General features: G+C 73.5%; 13 protein-coding genes and 1 pseudogene. 3 read left to right on the top strand and 11 right to left on the bottom strand.

Annotated elements, in window-relative coordinates; genetic code table 11:
• The 3 genes from DLJ59_RS06870 to DLJ59_RS06880 form a co-directional block, all read right to left on the bottom strand.
• A partial coding sequence (locus DLJ59_RS06870; protein WP_244235866.1) for a glutamate-cysteine ligase family protein occupies positions 1 to 731 on the bottom strand: 731 nt, incomplete at its 3' end.
• 156 nt (positions 732 to 887) lie between these two features.
• Complete coding sequence (locus DLJ59_RS06875; protein WP_124771668.1) at positions 888 to 1712, bottom strand: hypothetical protein; 825 nt, start codon at positions 1710 to 1712, stop codon at positions 888 to 890.
• Between the two features lie 16 nt (positions 1713 to 1728).
• Complete coding sequence (locus DLJ59_RS06880; RefSeq protein ID WP_124771678.1) at positions 1729 to 2361, bottom strand: RNA polymerase sigma factor; 633 nt, start codon at positions 2359 to 2361, stop codon at positions 1729 to 1731.
• Positions 2362 to 2899: 538 nt separating this feature from the next.
• Between DLJ59_RS06880 and DLJ59_RS06885 the strand changes: the two genes are divergently transcribed.
• Positions 2900 to 4273: a serine/threonine-protein kinase gene (locus DLJ59_RS06885; protein WP_124771669.1), complete on the top strand. Its 1374-nt coding sequence runs from the start codon at positions 2900 to 2902 to the stop codon at positions 4271 to 4273.
• A gap of 123 nt (positions 4274 to 4396) precedes the next feature.
• Positions 4397 to 5659 carry a nucleotide sugar dehydrogenase gene (locus DLJ59_RS06890; RefSeq protein ID WP_124771670.1) on the top strand — a complete coding sequence of 421 codons (1263 nt, stop codon included), beginning with the start codon at positions 4397 to 4399 and terminating at the stop codon, positions 5657 to 5659.
• A gap of 120 nt (positions 5660 to 5779) precedes the next feature.
• Here the strand turns inward: DLJ59_RS06890 and DLJ59_RS06895 are convergent, their stop codons facing one another.
• The 4 genes from DLJ59_RS06895 to DLJ59_RS06910 form a co-directional block, all read right to left on the bottom strand.
• The gene (locus tag DLJ59_RS06895; protein ID WP_124771671.1) at positions 5780 to 8254 is read right to left on the bottom strand and encodes an ABC transporter permease; all 2475 of its coding nucleotides are present in this window, start codon (positions 8252 to 8254) and stop codon (positions 5780 to 5782) included.
• A 147-nt stretch (positions 8255 to 8401) separates the two neighbouring features.
• On the bottom strand, positions 8402 to 9067 hold the full coding sequence (locus DLJ59_RS06900; RefSeq protein ID WP_124771672.1) for a response regulator: 666 nt from the start codon (positions 9065 to 9067) through the stop codon (positions 8402 to 8404).
• On the bottom strand, positions 9064 to 10284 hold the full coding sequence (locus DLJ59_RS06905; protein ID WP_124771673.1) for a sensor histidine kinase: 1221 nt from the start codon (positions 10282 to 10284) through the stop codon (positions 9064 to 9066). Before DLJ59_RS06905 ends, DLJ59_RS06900 begins: the two co-directional genes overlap by 4 nt.
• A 47-nt stretch (positions 10285 to 10331) precedes the next feature.
• The gene (locus DLJ59_RS06910) at positions 10332 to 10535 is read right to left on the bottom strand and encodes a DUF305 domain-containing protein (RefSeq protein ID WP_425271396.1); all 204 of its coding nucleotides are present in this window, start codon (positions 10533 to 10535) and stop codon (positions 10332 to 10334) included.
• A 58-nt stretch (positions 10536 to 10593) separates the two neighbouring features.
• On the opposite strand from DLJ59_RS06910, the gene DLJ59_RS06915 reads away from it, so the two are divergent.
• Complete coding sequence (locus DLJ59_RS06915) at positions 10594 to 11178, top strand: ArsB/NhaD family transporter (RefSeq protein ID WP_244235867.1); 585 nt, start codon at positions 10594 to 10596, stop codon at positions 11176 to 11178.
• 40 nt (positions 11179 to 11218) lie between these two features.
• Here DLJ59_RS06915 and DLJ59_RS06920 read toward each other — a convergent pair whose 3' ends face one another.
• From DLJ59_RS06920 to DLJ59_RS36850, 4 genes and pseudogenes are all read right to left on the bottom strand, one after another.
• Entirely contained in the window at positions 11219 to 12046 is an 828-nt protein-coding gene (locus DLJ59_RS06920; RefSeq protein WP_124771675.1) for a MerR family transcriptional regulator, read from the bottom strand.
• Positions 12047 to 12107: 61 nt separating this feature from the next.
• Positions 12108 to 13697, bottom strand: coding sequence for an asparagine synthetase B family protein (locus DLJ59_RS06925; protein WP_124771676.1), 1590 nt, complete (start codon positions 13695 to 13697; stop codon positions 12108 to 12110).
• Between the two features lie 4 nt (positions 13698 to 13701).
• Entirely contained in the window at positions 13702 to 14634 is a 933-nt protein-coding gene (locus DLJ59_RS36845) for a DUF5715 family protein (RefSeq protein WP_425271397.1), read from the bottom strand.
• Positions 14635 to 14688: 54 nt separating this feature from the next.
• Positions 14689 to 15429 (bottom strand): annotated as a pseudogene (locus tag DLJ59_RS36850) (sensor histidine kinase); the annotation flags it as partial.
• Between the last annotated feature and the right edge of the window lie 88 nt (positions 15430 to 15517).

Genomic DNA, 15517 nt, shown 5'->3' on the forward strand with positions numbered 1-15517 from the left:
TCGTCACCGGCGCGGGCGGGCGACCAGACCGGGCGGGTCCGGGCCGGGTCGATGGCCAGCCAGGCGGCCATCCGGGCGGAGGCCCAACCGGTGCGTCGCCCGGCGTGTCGAGCGGCGGAGGCGAACGCCGCGAGCAGCGGGGGCCCGACCGCGTGGGCCGCGGCCCACCGGTCACCGACCTGGTCCGCCTCACCGGCGTCGAGGCAGATTTGCAGGCCGGCGGTGCTGTACATCATCGTGCGCCCGGCCGGGCCGTGGCGGTCGAAGGCTCCGCGCATCGCGCGGTAGCGGGGGGTTTCCACCACCGGGCAGGGCCGTCGGTGGGGGTCGATACCGCTGCGGCCCAGGATCAGCCCGGCGGCGGCCAGCAGGTCGGTGACCTGGGCGATATCGGCCTCGGTGGCGCGGATCAACGCGGCGACCGAGGGGTGGGGCGGGGTGGATATCTCCAACTGGCCACCCGGCTCGAGGGTGACCGTGGCGCCGTTTCGCAGCGGCGCGGCCGGGCTGGTGGCATCCAGCGTGGCGGGGGTGTGCCGCCCCAGCGCCGTCCGCAGCCGCGTCGCGTCGACGGGGCGGGCGGGGTCGGCGGCGTCGTGCACGGTCCATTCCAGTTCGACGCCGGTGTGGGTGGGCGGGCCGGTCTTGAAGCAGATCCGGACGAGGTGGCGGACTGCGGCTGCGGTCTCCCGCAGGATGCCGCCGCGGTCCAGGTCGGGTGACGTCACCAAGGGTCAACCCCCTCTCCGTGCGCCGATTCCGGCACTCTGTGCCACCGTAAACCCACCCACCGACACCGTCGGTGGGTGGGCGCGGCGCCACCAACTTCTGTCTAACAGACGAATTTCCGACGCAGGGCGGAACAAAGCGGTAACGCCGTCGACCGGTCAGCTGTCGGCGGGGTGGCCCGGTCGCGGTGGTGACGGAACGCCCTTCGCCGCTGGGGACGGCTTGGCCTTCGCCGACCCGGAGGGCATGACCTTCGCCGACCCGGTCGGCTTCATCTCGGGCACCAGGCGCTGGCAGAACGGCTCGACCTCGGCGGCCCCGCCGGCGGCGGTCACCAGCATTTGGAAGGCCGGCGTGCGCAGTACCTTCTCCCGCTGGTCGGGCTTCTTGGCCCACCACGCCCGGCACAGTCCGGGCACCCGGTCAGCGGGGGCGGGACCGGCCGGTGGGGTGGCGGTGACGGGTGACGGCACGCCCGGCGACGGGGCCACCGGGGCCACCGACCGGCCGGGCTCGGCCGACCGGGGCGCGTCCTGCTGCGACGAGGGTGACGGGTGCGACGGGGCCGGCGCGACGGGGTCGGGCGTCCGGTCCCGGGTGACCGCGGCGAACGCGGCCCCCGCGGTGGCGGTAGCGGCCACCGCGCCGATCCAGGCCACCGCGCTGGTCCGCGCCCGACGACGGCGTGGCCGCTGCGGCACGGCCGGCGCCGGATGGGCCCGGGCGGCCCGGAACGCGGCCAACGCGGCCTCCTCGCCGGCCAACTCACCCGGGCGGACGGGCCCGGCCGCCGCGGCGAGCAACGCGGCGACCGGCTCGGCCGGGGGCACGTTCGGGGTGGCCAGGTACGCCGCGGCTGATGTCGCGTCCGCGGCCGCGGGCGTGGCGGAGTGACCCTGGTCCGGCGCGGTGTCCACCCGGGCGTGGGCCGAGTCGAGCAGCCGCTCGGTGTCGGCGTGGTCGGCCCGCCGGAACGGGTTCATCGGGAGTCCCCTCACGTCAGCCGTCCGCCGCTTCGGCGTGTGGTGCCCGCAGAGCGGAGCCGCTCCCCGCGCGCGGCGGCGGCGCCCCCTCGACCTCGACGGGCGATCCGGCCAGGCTCTGCCGCTCCAGCAGAGCCGCCAGCCGCCGTAGACCCCGGTGAGCGGCGGTCCGCACGGCACCGGCCCGGCGGCCCAGCACCCGGCCGGCGGATCCCGCATCCAGCCCGATCACGGCCCGCAGCAGGACTGCTTCGGCTTCCCTGGGCGGCAGGGTGGCGATCAGCGCGAGGGCGGTCTCGGTACCGATCGTCTCGCTGGCTCGCTCGGCGGTGTCCGCGTCGCTGGCCAGATCGACGAGCGCCTGCATCGGGACCGGGAGCGAGGGGCGGCGGCGCATCCGGCGCAGGTGGTCCATCGCACGGTTACGGGCGATGGTGACCGTCCAGGCCCGGAACTCGCCCCCGGTGAAGCCGGGCAGGTCACGGGAGATCTGGAGCCAGGTCTCGGAGGCGACGTCCTCGGCGTCCGCGCCGACGATGGCGGTCAGGTACCGCAGCAGCCCGGGTTGGAGGCTGCGGTAGAGGAAGCGGAACGCCTCTTCGTCTCCGGCCTGCGCGGCGCTCACCACCTCGGACAGGTCGGCGGTCATTCGCGGCCCACGCATCGCCGGGAGCGTGCCGGCCCGACCAACCGTGGGGCGACACGCCACGTGGTACGAGAAGTCCGCCCGTTCAGCACCGCACCCGCACCGCCCTCCGCCGCTCTGGTTGTGCCCGCGACCACGATTGTCGGGGCGACGTGTCCGGGGCCAACGCCAGGGGGGTCGATCGGCGCGCTGCCCGCCGAGGTAGCCGGGAGGGCCCGAGCCGGGGCTAACGCTAGGAGGGGGCTCACGACGCGACAAGTCGGCGTCGTGTCACGGAAGAGTGACAATTATCAGCCCGGCGGGACGGCGCGTCGTCGTAACGACCGGTGAGCAGGGGACGCCAACCGGGCCTGAAGGCGGTTTCTTGCCACCGTCGAGGACCCGGACGACGGAAATTGTCGCTTTTCGTGACACCGCAGATCCGCTGCGTGACCGAGGCCGGGCGTCCACACAGGTCACACCGGATCAGTCAGCCTGAACCAGCCGCCCGGCGGCCCTGCCACGGCGCGCCGGCCTGAGCCACGCTAGGTACGGTAATGCGGTGCTGTCATCGGAGGTCGTGCTCAGCGGTCGCTACCGCTTGGACGAACGTGTCGCCACGGGCGGCATGGGCGACGTTTGGCGTGCCTCCGACCTGATCCTCGGCCGACAGGTCGCGGTCAAGGTCCTACTGCCGGCGCTGGTCTCCGATCCCGATTTCATCGCCCGGTTCCGCGCCGAGGCCCGGATCATGGCGGCGCTGCGACACCCCGGCATCGTGCAGGTCTTCGACTGCGGCGCGGACGACCTCCCCGACGGCGGCCGGGCGGACTACCTCGTCATGGAGTTCGTCGACGGCGAGCCGCTGTCCAAGCGGATCGAGGCGGCCGGGCGGCTCGACGTGGCCGAGACGATGTCGATCGTGGCCCAGGCGGCGGCAGCGCTCAACGCGGCCCATCGCGGCGGCATCGTGCACCGTGACGTCAAGCCCAGCAACCTGCTGGTGCAGGAGGACGGCACTGTCGTCCTGGTGGACTTCGGCGTGGCCCGTTCCACCGACATCACCAGCATCACCAGCACCAACGCGGTGCCGGGCACCGCCCTCTACATGGCTCCCGAGCAGGCCGCCGGCCGGCCGGTCAGCGGCGCCACCGACATCTACGCCCTGGGCGCGGTCACCTACTGCTGCCTGACCGGCAGTCCGCCGTTCACCGGTGACAATCCGCTCCAGGTCGCCGTCCGGCATCTGGACGACGAGCCGCCGGAGCTGCCGCACGACATACCGGAGGCGGTCCGCGCACTGGTGTCGCGGGCCCTGGCCAAGGATCCGCTGGAGCGGTTCACCAGCGGAGCGGCGATGGCCGAGGCCGCTCGGACGGCGGTCACCGGCGGCGAACCGCCGACGGCGATGGCCACACCTGTCGCGCTGCGCAACGCTGGGCCGGGCACCCGCACGGACGTGCCGGCCGGCGCGGCGGTGGCGAACGGGTCCCGGGCCGACCGACGCCGGGGCCCGCTGGTCGGCGCGGCAGCGGCCATCCTGGTCGCGGTGGTCGGGCTCAGCGCGGCACTGGCCGCGCAGCGCAATGCCGGCGGCGACGACCCGGCGGTCAATCTGCCGACCAGCGCGCCGACGGTGGCGCCGAGCGGCCCCGTCGACCTGCCCGCGGCGAACGAGGAGATCACCAACGTCGACCCCGACCGGCCCAACCGCGCGCGCCCACCCGGCAACTCCCCGTCGGCCTCGGTTTCCGCCACGCCGAGCCTGGAACCGAGCCAGACCCCCAGCTCGCCGACGCCGACGGAGGATGTCACCAGCGCGCCGCCGGCCAGCCCGCCGCCGACCAGCGCGCCGGCGACTGAGCCCGCGCCGCCGTCCACTCCACCTCCAGCCACGAGCGCGCCGCCCGATCCGGAGGTGCCGGCCGGCGGCTGAGCCGCCCGGCGTCGCCGACCCTCCAGCCCCACCAGCACCGATATCCCCAAAACGGACTTACGTCGCCGAAGACGCCTCTAGGCTCTCAGCAGGCCATTTACACCATCTGCTGCGGGAGCCTGGGTGAGCGCTGAAAAGCTGGTCGTCATCGGTCAGGGGTATGTCGGACTGCCGCTGGCCATGCGAGCCGTCGAGGCGGGGCTCGATGTGGTCGGTCTGGACGTCGACGCCGACCGGGTGAAGCGTCTCGCCTCCGGCGAGTCGTTCGTCGAGGACATCCCGGCCGACCGGTTGGGACGCGCGTTGGGCAGCGGCCGCTACCACCCCAGCACGGAGTACACCGACGCCGACGGGTTCGACATCTGCGTCATCACGGTGCCGACCCCGCTACGCGACGGCACCCCGGACCTGAGCTTCGTCGAGCAGGCCGGCATCGGCATCGGCCCGTACGTGCGCTCGGGCTGCACGGTGATTCTGGAATCGACCACGTACCCCGGGACCACCGAGGAGTTGCTGCGCCCGCTGCTGGAGTCGGCCAGTGGGCTGACCAGCCCCGGCGACTTCCACCTGGGCTACAGCCCGGAGCGGATCGACCCGGGCAACCCGACCTGGCGCCTGGAGAACACCCCGAAGGTGGTCTCTGGTGTGGACCCGGCGTCGTTGGCCCGGGTGGACGAGTTCTACCAGCGTCTCGTGGAACGCACGGTGCCGGTGGACTCCACCCGCGTCGCCGAGCTGACCAAGCTGATCGAGAACACCTTCCGCCAGGTCAACATCGCGCTGATCAACGAGCTGACCATGCTCTCGCACCACCTCGACATCGACGTCTGGCAGGCGATCGACGCCGCCTCGACCAAACCGTTCGGCTTCATGCCGTTCCGGCCCGGCCCCGGCGTCGGCGGGCACTGCCTGCCGATCGACCCGTGCTACCTGTCCTGGCAGGTCAAGCGCCGCCTCGGTCGGCAGTTCCGGTTCATCGAGCTGGCCAACGACGTCAATCACGAGATGCCCGAACACGTCGCGCAGCGGATCATGGCGGGGCTGAACCGGGACGGTCGGGCCGTCAGCGGCGCCCGACTGCTGCTGCTCGGCCTGGCCTACAAGAAGAACACCGGCGACATGCGCGACTCCCCCGCCGTCGACGTGGCGCGACGGCTACAGGCCCTCGGCGCCGAGGTGCACGCCGTCGAGCCGTACGCGGAGGCGCACCAGATTCCCGCCGGGGTCACCATGGTCGGGCTCAGCGAACGCGAGGTGCGCGCGGCCGACGCGGTGGTGGTGGTCACCGACCATGACACCTTCGACTACGACCTCGTGGTCAAGCACGCCCGGTACGTCTTCGACACCCGTAACCGGTGCGCCGGCCCGATGGTCGAGCGCCTGTAGACCCGGCACCGCTGGCCGGTCCCGCCGCCGGGGAAGATGGCGGGGCCGGCCGGCGGATGTCCGTCCGGTGGCCCGGGCGGGACCCGGGGCGAGACCCGGACGATCCGGCCCGCGACCGGCTTACTGGTCGGCGAGCGCCTCGACGACCGGGCGGGACAGCGCCCGGCGGGCCGGCAGCACCGAGGCAAGCAGGGCGGCCAGTACCGCGACGCCGAGGATCAGCCCGAGCTGGCCGAGCGGCAGCACCACGTGGAAGTCGCCGCCGAGGCGGTCCAGCAGGGCCATCGTGGACGCGCTGACTCCGGCGCCGAGCCCGATGCCGAGCACCGCGCCGACCAACGCCATCAGCACCGCCTCGATGGCGAGCACCGCCCGCATCCGCCCCCGGGTGAGCCCGACCGCCCGCAGCACGGCGTTCTCCCTGGTCCGCTCGAGCACCGACAGACTCAGGGTGTTCGCCACGCCGACCAGGGCGATCACCACGGCCAGGCCGAGGAGTGCGGTGACGAAGGCGAGCAGCATGTCCACAGTGCCGGTGAGCATCTTCTTGTACGCGCCCTGGTCCATCAGGTTCACCGTCGGATAGCGGCCAAGCACCGCGGCGATGGCGTCGCGGGCGCGCTCGGGGCTCACTCCGGCGGCGGGGTCGATCTCGGCCAGGTAGCCCCGCTGGGCGGGGAAGAGCGCGGCGAAGTCCTGGTCGGACAGGTCGATGACGTGACCGGCGGGCACCTCACCGCCGGGGGTGTCGTCGGTGACCACGGCGGCCACCCGCAGTGGCCTGCCCGCGACGGTCACCTCGGAGCCGACCTGCCAGCCGCGGGCCCGTGCCAACTCGCGGTGCACCAGCACCTGCCCCGGCCCGACCCGATCGGCGTCGCCGGCCAGCACCCCGCTCAGCGTCCGGGAGACCAGCGCCGGGTGGGCCGCGCGGAGCTCGACGTCGTCGACGACGATGCTGCGCTGCTCGTGCACCACACCCAGCTCGGGGCGGGAGGCGAGCTCACCGACGAGCGCGGCCGGCAGGTCCTGTCCGATTCCGCTGACGACGAAGTCGGTGCCGATCTGGGCATCGACGCTGCGTTCGATGCCGTCCTTGGTGCTGCGCGCGCCGACCATGAACGCCGAGACCAGTCCGATCCCGATCACCAGGGCGGTGGCCGTCGCAGCGACCCGCCGCGGATTGCGCACCGTGTTGGCGACCGCCAGCTCACCGGCGGCGCCGAGCACACGCCGTGCCGGCCAGCCGAACACCCGGGCCAGCGCCGGAACGAGCGCCGGCCCGAACAGCACGATGCCGAAGAAGGTGAGCACCCCACCGGCCGCGACCAGCACCAGCTGGCCGGCGCTGGCGGCGCCGGCCAGCGCGGCGACACCGATGGCGAGCACCACCGCCCCGGCGGTCAGCCGAACCCGACCAGCACCCCGGCTGGGCTGCACCGCGGCGTCGGTGAGCGCGGCCACCGGGGCGATCCGCGTCCCGCGCCAGGCCGGGAGCAGCGCGGCGCACACGGTGAGCCCGGTGCCCAGCAGCAGGCCGGTCAGGACTGTCGAACCGGTCACGGTCAGGCCACCGGTGACGGGCACGTCCAGTCGGGTCAGCAGCAGCCGCAACCCGCCGGCGAGGACCACCCCGAGCAGCACCCCGAGCGCGGAGGCGACCAGCCCCAGCACGGCCGACTCCAGCACTGTGGACCGGAAGACCTGCCCCCGGGTGGCGCCGATCAGGCGCAGCAGCGCGGTCCGTCGCGTGCGCTGTGCCAGCACGATCGCGAAGGTGTTGGCGATCACGAAGCCGGCCACCACGATCGCGACCGCCACGAAGATCATCAACAGCATTCGGAACTGGTCCACGTTGCGGACCGCGTCCTCCACCGCCTCGTCGAGGATCTGCTGGCGACTCTTCACAGTGGCTTCGGCGCCGGCCACGGCGCGTACCCGCTCGGTCAGCGCCGCGATATCGGCGCCCGGTCGGGCCGCCACCATGATGCGGTCGTAACCCCGCTCGCCGGTGAGGGCCAACGCGTCCGGCCCGACCAGGCCGACGAACGGACCGCCGACGTCGCGGGCGGTACCGGCCACGTCGACGGTGCCGACCAGGGTGTACGGGCGGGCCGCCCCGCCGGTGGCGCCGATCCGGACCGCCGTGCCGAGCCGGAAGCCCTGGTCGGCGGCCGTCGGCGCGTCGAGCACCACCTCCCCGGGCCGGTCGGGCAACCGGCCGGCCACCACGTCGTACGAGCGCAGCGTCGCCTCGGTGGGGATGGCGACGAGCGTGGTGAAGCCGAGCACCGGCCGACCGTCGGCTCCGACGACCCCGGCGGTGTTGGTCAGCTCACCGGCCGCGGCGGCCACCCCGTCGACCGCCCGCACCCGATCGACCAGGGCCGGGGGCAACACCTCGCGGCCAGCCGAGTAGACGCCCAGGTCGGTGTGGCGGTCGAAGGTGCCGGCCCGCTCGTACGCCCCGGCCCGCATCCCGTCGACGAAGATCATTGTGCCGGCGACGAACGCGACGCCGAGGACGACGGCGAGCGCCGAGAGCAGCATGCGCAGCGCCTCGGCGCGCAACGAGCGCAGGGTCAGGCGGATCATGCGGGGCTCCCGGTGCAGGTGGCGGATCGGACCCATCCGACGCTATGGCCGGCACCGCTGTGTCGATCTCCACCTGCGCGCTCGACCTGCCTGCTCCTCGGGTCGCGGTGCGCCCGCCGGCCGCTACGACCCAGGTCGTACGCGGTGTCACCCGCCGGGCGTGACCAGCCCACTCTCGTACGCCAGAACCACCGCCTGGACCCGGTCGCGCAGCTGGAGTTTCGCCAGGATCCGCCCGACGTGGGTCTTCACCGTCGCCTCGGCGACGTGCACCCGGGCGGCGATCTCCGCGTTGGACAACCCCTGGGCGACCAGCAGCAGCACCTCCCGTTCCCGTTCGGTGAGCTGTGCGAGCCGAGGGTCGGCGCTCGGGGCGGCGCCGAGCTGCCCGGCGAACCGGTCCAGCAGACGCCGGGTGATCGACGGGGCCACCACCGAGTCGCCCTGGGCCACCACCCGGATCGCGGCCAGCAGTTCCTCCGGCGGGACGTTCTTGAGCAGGAATCCACTCGCCCCGGCCTGCAGGGCGGCGAACGCGTCCGCCTCGGTGTCGAAGGTGGTCAGCACCAGCACCCGAGGCCCGTCCGCGGGCCGCTCGGCGCAGAGCCGCCGGGTCGCCTCCACCCCGTCCATGGTGGGCATCCGGATGTCCATCACGACGACGTCGGCCTCGGTGCGGGCGAGCACCCGCAGGGCGTCCGCCCCGTCGATCGCCTCCCCGACGACCTCCAGGTCGGGCTGGGAGCCCAGCACCATCCGGAAGCCGGCGCGGACCAGCGCCTGGTCGTCCACGATCACTACCCGGACCGTCATGCCGCGATCACCTCCGTTGCCGGCTCTGACGGTAGCGGCAGCCGGACCTCGACCTGCCAACCCCCGGTCAGCCGGGGACCGGCGGTGAGGTTGCCGTCGTACACCGTCACCCGCTCCCGCATGCCGAGCAGACCGTGACCTCCGGACGGCGCCGGGCTGACCAGCGGGCGGCCGCGACCGTCGTCGACCACCCGGACCACGACAGCTCCGGCGGTGTACGACACGACGACCTCGACGCAGGCGCCGACACCGGCGTGCTTGAGCGCGTTGGTCAGCGCCTCCTGCACCACCCGGTAGACGGTCAGCTCCAGGCCCGGTGGCAGGGCCGGTGGCGCGTCGGTGACGGTGCTGCGAACGTGCAGGCCCGCGTCGTCGAACCGGGCCAGGAGGTCGGGCAGCTCGGCCAGGGCGAGGCGCCGGTGCTCGGGGTCGGCCGCCACCGTCAGCCCGCCGGGCTCGTCCCCGCCGGCCGGGCCCGCGTCGCGCAGGACGCCGACCAACCGGCGCATCTCCTCCAGCGCCTCCCGGCCGGTGTCCGCGACCACCTTCACCGCGGTACGCGCCTGGGCGGGGTCACGGTCGAGCATGAACCGGGCGCCGTCCGCCTGGACGATCATCACGGCCATGCTGTGGGCGACCACGTCGTGCAGCTCACGAGCGATCCGGGTGCGCTCCTCGGCGACCGCCGCCCGGGACTCGGCCTCCCGCTCGCGTTCCAGGGTGGTGGCCCGCTCCTCCAGGCTGAGCACGTAGAGCCGGCGGGTCCGTACGTTCAGCGCGGCCAACCACACCGCGCCGGTGACCAGCGCGTACCACAGCGCGGTCATCCACCACTCGTTGACGTTGGTGGTCTGCACGGCGGCCAGCAGGACACCGACGGCGGCGACCGCGCCGGCCAGCACGCCGTCGCGTAGCCGCCGGCCGTACTTCACCACGCTGTAGAGCGCGATCAGGACGGCCACGTCGTAGACGAGCGGGCCCCACCGGGCGAGCACCTGGATCAGGGCGAGCACCGCGACGGCCACCGTCACCGCGCTCGGGTGGGTGCGGCGGAACAGCAGCGCCACCGCCATGCCCGAACCGACCGCCGTGGCCGCCCAACCGCCCGGCTGGCTCACCGCCGCGGCCAGGGAGAGGAACACCACCAGGGCGGCGACGGCCACGTCGAAGGCGACGCCGCGCAGCGGGCGACCGAACAGGGTGCGTCTCACGGTCACCCAGCGTACGTGCCGGGACCCTCGGCCCTCGTGCCCCGCGCCCCGGCTCAGGAGCCGAGGATCTCGCGCATGCGGTCGATCTCGACGGTCTGCTCGGTGGCGACGGCGTTGGCGAACTCGTTGAGCGTCAGGTCGGAGCCGACCGTGAGCAGGTTGGTGGCCATCTCGATGGCGCCCTGGTGATGCTCGGTCATCATCCGGACGAAGAGCCGGTCGAAGTCCGGGCCACGGACCGCGGCGAGCTGCCGCATCGCCTCGGGTGACTGGGACCAACCGACCGGCGGGCGCTTCGTCCCGCCGGCCCCGCACGTGCCGGCGGACCCGGTGCTGCACCGCACCGCCCTCGCCGGTTGCCTGCTCTTCATCGCCGGGATCCTCGCTGGCGTGGAGATCGGCCTCGCCTCCACCGTCGCGCTGGCGCTGGTGCTTGTCGGGTTCGTCGTCCGCTCCCCCGCCACGCTGCGCCCGGGGCTGGTGCCGGTGCGCCTGCTGCTCTTCGTCACCGGCCTGTTCCTGGTGGTGCAGACCCTCGGTCGGCACGGGCTGGACGACCTGGTGGGCAGCCTGCTCGGGGCCGACGGTGGTGCTCTCGGCGCACTGCGCGCCGGCGGCACCGGAGCGCTGCTCGCCAACGCGCTGAACAACCTGCCGGCCTACCTGGCCGGCGAGTCGGTGCTGCCGACCGGCGACGAGACCCGCCTGCTGGCCCTGCTGATCGGGACCAACATCGGCCCGCTGGCCGCACCCTGGGCGTCTCTGGCGACCCTGCTGTGGTTCGAGCGGTGCCGGGCGGCCAAGGTCGCGGTGCCGGTGACCCGGTTCGTGCTGACCAGCACGCTGCTCGCGGTCACCGGCACGCTCGGCGCGGTCGGCGCGCTGCTGCTGGTGAGCTGAGCGCCCGGTCGGCGGGGCGATCCGGTGCGCGGTGGCCGGCTCAGTCGCGGTACACGGCGACCTGAAGCTCGGTGACGCCCTTCTCCGGGGTGTCCGCGCAGTAGTCCAGGTAGACCTCCCGGGCGAAACCGTCGGTGCGGTAGCCGTTCTCCTCGATCCACCGGGCGAGCGCCTGCATGCTCGGCTCGACGTCGTCCATCGCACCGTGGTGGATGATGGTCGCCGCGCTGCGCAGCTCCGGCAGGTCGCGCACCACGACGTCAGGAGCCGCGGCCGGCTCGGCGTCGACGAGCACTCCGGCATGAACGACGACAGCGTCGCCGCCCGCGTCGGCGGGCTCGTACCAGGCGATGCCGGGCCCGGTCGGGTTGACGCCGGCCGCCGACAACCGCCGGAACAGCTCGGGGTAGAGCGGTTGGATCACCGGTCCGATGTCCTCGCCCTGGTAGCTGGCCGCAACGGCCGTCAGCTCCGCGACGCGGACCGGTGCGATCTCCTTGAGTACGACGTCCTGGGTGGTCATCCGACCCTCCGACTCGATCATTCGGAGCCTCGCCTCCACGGCAGCCAACCGGGCCGTGTCGGCGGCCAACTGCTCCGCCAACTGGCTTCGGCGCAGCCGCAGCATGCCGCGCAGCTCGGCCACGTCGACGGCGTCGTCGACGATCGCGCGCACCTGTTCCAGGGTGAGGCCCAGCTCCTTGAGGGCGATCACCCGGTTGAGCCGACGCAGCTGGTCGGCGCGGTAGAAGCGGTAGCCGGTGTGCGGGTCGACGCTGGCGGGGCGCAGCAGGCCGATGCTGTCGTAGTGGCGCAGCATCCGCACCGACACCCGGCCGAGTCTGGCGAAGTCTCCGATGGTGAACATGGTCCCCTCACACTTGTCCCTGACACCGTGTCAGAGTCAAGCGTGTCGCGCGGGCGGGCCGTCAGTGCCGGGCCGGGCGCGGACCGACCAGCCGGCGGACCATCGGAGCCGCGTTCCACTTGGCCGCGCCGACCAGGTCGCGGGCGTGCTCCAGGACCGTGTAGTCAGGCCGGGTCAGGCCGTCGGCGATGGCCCGGTCCAGATCGTTGCCGCAACGGCTCAGCACGGTGTCGAAGTCCCGACGCACCGGCTCCTGCAGGTCGTAGCCGAACGAGCGGTGCAGCCGGGCGAAGAGCGGCTTGTACAGCCGGACCCGCTCGTGCAACCCCGACGAGTACGACATCGGGTTCTTCGGACGGCGGAGGATGTAGTCGGGCAGCACGTCGGCGAACGCCCTCCGGACGATCCACTTCTCCTGCCCGTGGCGCAGCTTCAGATCCACCGGCAACCGCATCGCCAGCTCCACCACGCTGAGGTCGAGGAACGGCACCCGGGCCTCCACGCCGTGTGCCATGGCGGCCCGGTCGACCCGCTGCAACTCGGTGCGGCACAGGTTGCGGATCCGGTGCAGGAACAGCCTGCGGGCCGCCGCCGGGGCGACCTGGTGGTACATCGGGTAACCACCGAACAGCTCGTCGGAGCCGTCACCGGTCAGCACCACCTTGACGCCCAGGTCCCGCAGCCGCCGGAAGATCGGCACCGAGACGACCGCGTTGATGATGTCGCCGTACTCGGTCAGTTCGGAGATCCGGATCGCCTCGCGGACGTCGGCGAGCCGGATGTCGCGCGGACGCAGCTCGACCACCACATGCGGCACGTCGAGGTCGGCGGCGAGCCGCCGGGCGTACGCCACGTCGGGGCTGTCGGCCACGCCGACCGTCACCGCGACGCAGTCCGGGTGGATGTCGCGCACCTGGCGCAGGGTCAGCGAGCTGTCCAGGCCACCGGAGAGCACCACGCCGACGGTCAGGTCGGTCTCCACCCGCATGCGGATCGCGTCGCTCAGCGCGGCGCGGACCAGCAGCGCTGCCTCGTCCGGGTCGTCGATGACCGGCAGGCCGTCGCCGATGGTGAGCAGGTCGACGTACGGGCTCAGGCGCACGTGCCCGTCGGTCTCAGCCCAGCCGTGGTGCCCGGGCGGCACCTCGGCGATCGGGGCACCGTGCCCGACGAGCGCCTTGACCTCGGAGGCGAGCTGCAGGCAGCCGGGCCGACGGGACCAGTACAGCGGCTTGACCCCGAGCGGGTCGCGGGCCAGGTACGCCCGGCCGGTGGCCCGTTCGACGACCGCGAAGGCGTACTCGCCGCGCAGCCGGGTCACCGCCGCCTCGCCCCACTGCTGGAACGCGGCGAGCAGCACCTCGGTGTCGCTCTCGGTGCGGAAGGCCTGCCCCAGGCGGGTCAGCTGGGCCCGCAACTCGCGGTAGTTGAAGATCTCGCCGTTGAAGCAGAGCAGCCAACGCTCGTCGGTCGACGTCCACGGCTGGACCGCCCGGTCCCGGTCCACGACCCGCAGCCGGCGGGTGCCGGCGAGCAGCCCGCTCTCGGACCGGGTCTCGGTGACCTCACCGCGCGGTGCCAGGGCGGCGAGCATCCGCCGGAAGGTCGCCGGGTCGGCCTCGGGACCGATGCTCAACGCGATGCCGCACACCGGATCAGACCCCCATCTCGGCTTCGTACGCCCGGCGTAGCCGGCGCCGGGCGGTGGGCGCGAGACACAGGTGCCAGGCCTGCCCCTCGTCGATCACGTTCAGCTCCCCGGCCTCCTGTCGGCTCAGCAGCAGCTGCGCCAGGGTGTCCCGCGCGCCGAAACGCTCGAACCAGGCCAGCTCGACGTCGACCGAGTAGCCGAGGCAGTGCCCGCTGGGGAGCATCGCCGCGTAGCCCAGGCGGCGCAGCCGGTACTGGTGCTCGGCGCTGCGGACCAGACTCGTCACCCAGAGCGGCGGGGTGGCCGGCGGCGCGAGGGCGGTGAATTCCCGTCCGATCTCGTTGAGCAGCGCCACCACCTCGCGCCGGGCGCGGCGGAACAGCAGTCCCGCGGTGTGCGGGGTGGCGTCGGGTCGCAGCCGGCGACGCAACCCTCGCGCGGCCCGGCCGAGCATCGTGGCGGGCTGTTCCTGGTAGCGGAAGCGCAGCAGGTCACGGCGGCGCAGCCACTCCAGGTCGACCAGTTCGGCGCTGCCGTTGACCTGGTCGTCGGTGACGAAGGTCGGCGCGTCCTGCCACCACAGCACGTCGATGCGGGAGAGCAGGTAGATCCGGACCAGTGCGCTGAGGTCACCCGCCGAGGTGCGGTCGTTCGGCTGGTAACGGGCCATCTCCAGCAGCAGCGTCTCGCGCGCGCCGATCAACCCCTGCGGGGTGGCGTCGAGGACCGCGGCGAGCGCCGGCTCCCGCAGCCGCTCGTCAATGAGCACCTGCCGGGCCCGGGTGCTCGCCACGTCGGCCAGGGCGCCGACCTCGACCAACAGCTCGGCGACGGCGACCCGGTACGCGGCCAGGTCCACCGCGGCCGGCAACTCCCGGGACTCACCGGTCACCCGCACCTCGACCGCGAGCCCCGCCCCGGCGAGCCGGTCACGCAGCGCGGGGAGCCGGGCCAGGCCGGGTACCGGCTCGCGCTCGGCACCCCGCCGCACCGCGCCCAGGGTGACCCGCAGTTCGTCCAGGGCCTCGCGGCTGGTCCGGCTGATCGCGGTCAACGCCACCTCCGCCTGCTCCGGCCGCTTCGGCAGCAGGTGCAGGGCGATCTCGGCCTGCATGCTGATCGCGGCGAGCCCGTGCCCCACCACGTCGTGCACCTCCTGCGCGATACGCAGCCGCTCCTCGTCGGCCTGCCGCCGGGCCTGTTCGGCACGGTTGCGGGCCGTTTCGGCACGGGTACGCGCGGCCGTCTCACGACTCACCCGCACCACCACCCCCACGGCGAACGGTACGACCACCCAGGCCGATGCGGGCAGCACTCCCGTCCAACCCGGCGCCGGCCCCCGACCGAAGAAGACGTGCGCCAGCAACAGGACGAAGGCGCCACCGGTGGCCAGCGCCGCCGGACGCACCGGCAGGCGCACCGCCACGGTGTACACCGCGATCAGGAACGTCAGCAGAATCGGCCCGTACGGGTAGCCGATCAGCAGGTACGTCGAGGTGGCCACGGCGCCCACGACGAGGGTGGCGACCGGAGCACGCCGCCGGACCAGCAGGGCGAGCGCGGCGACGGCGATCAGCGCCCGAGAGGCGGCGTCCACCGGCCTCGACCCTGGCTGGTTGTCCCCGGCCAGACCGGTGGCGAGCAACCCGAAGCCGAGCAGCACCAGGGCGAGCACGGCATCTGCCGCCAGCTCCGGCCACCGCCACTGCCCGCCTCGTCGCATGGCCGTCATTCTGCCCGCGCCGACACCGCTCGACGTGCGTCCACGAGCGGCACCGCCGCTACGCCCCCGGACGTACCCCGCCGCCCCGCCGTTGCGC

The sequence above is a fragment of the Micromonospora inaquosa genome (assembly GCF_003857055.1).
GTDB classification, from domain to species: domain Bacteria; phylum Actinomycetota; class Actinomycetes; order Mycobacteriales; family Micromonosporaceae; genus Micromonospora; species Micromonospora inaquosa.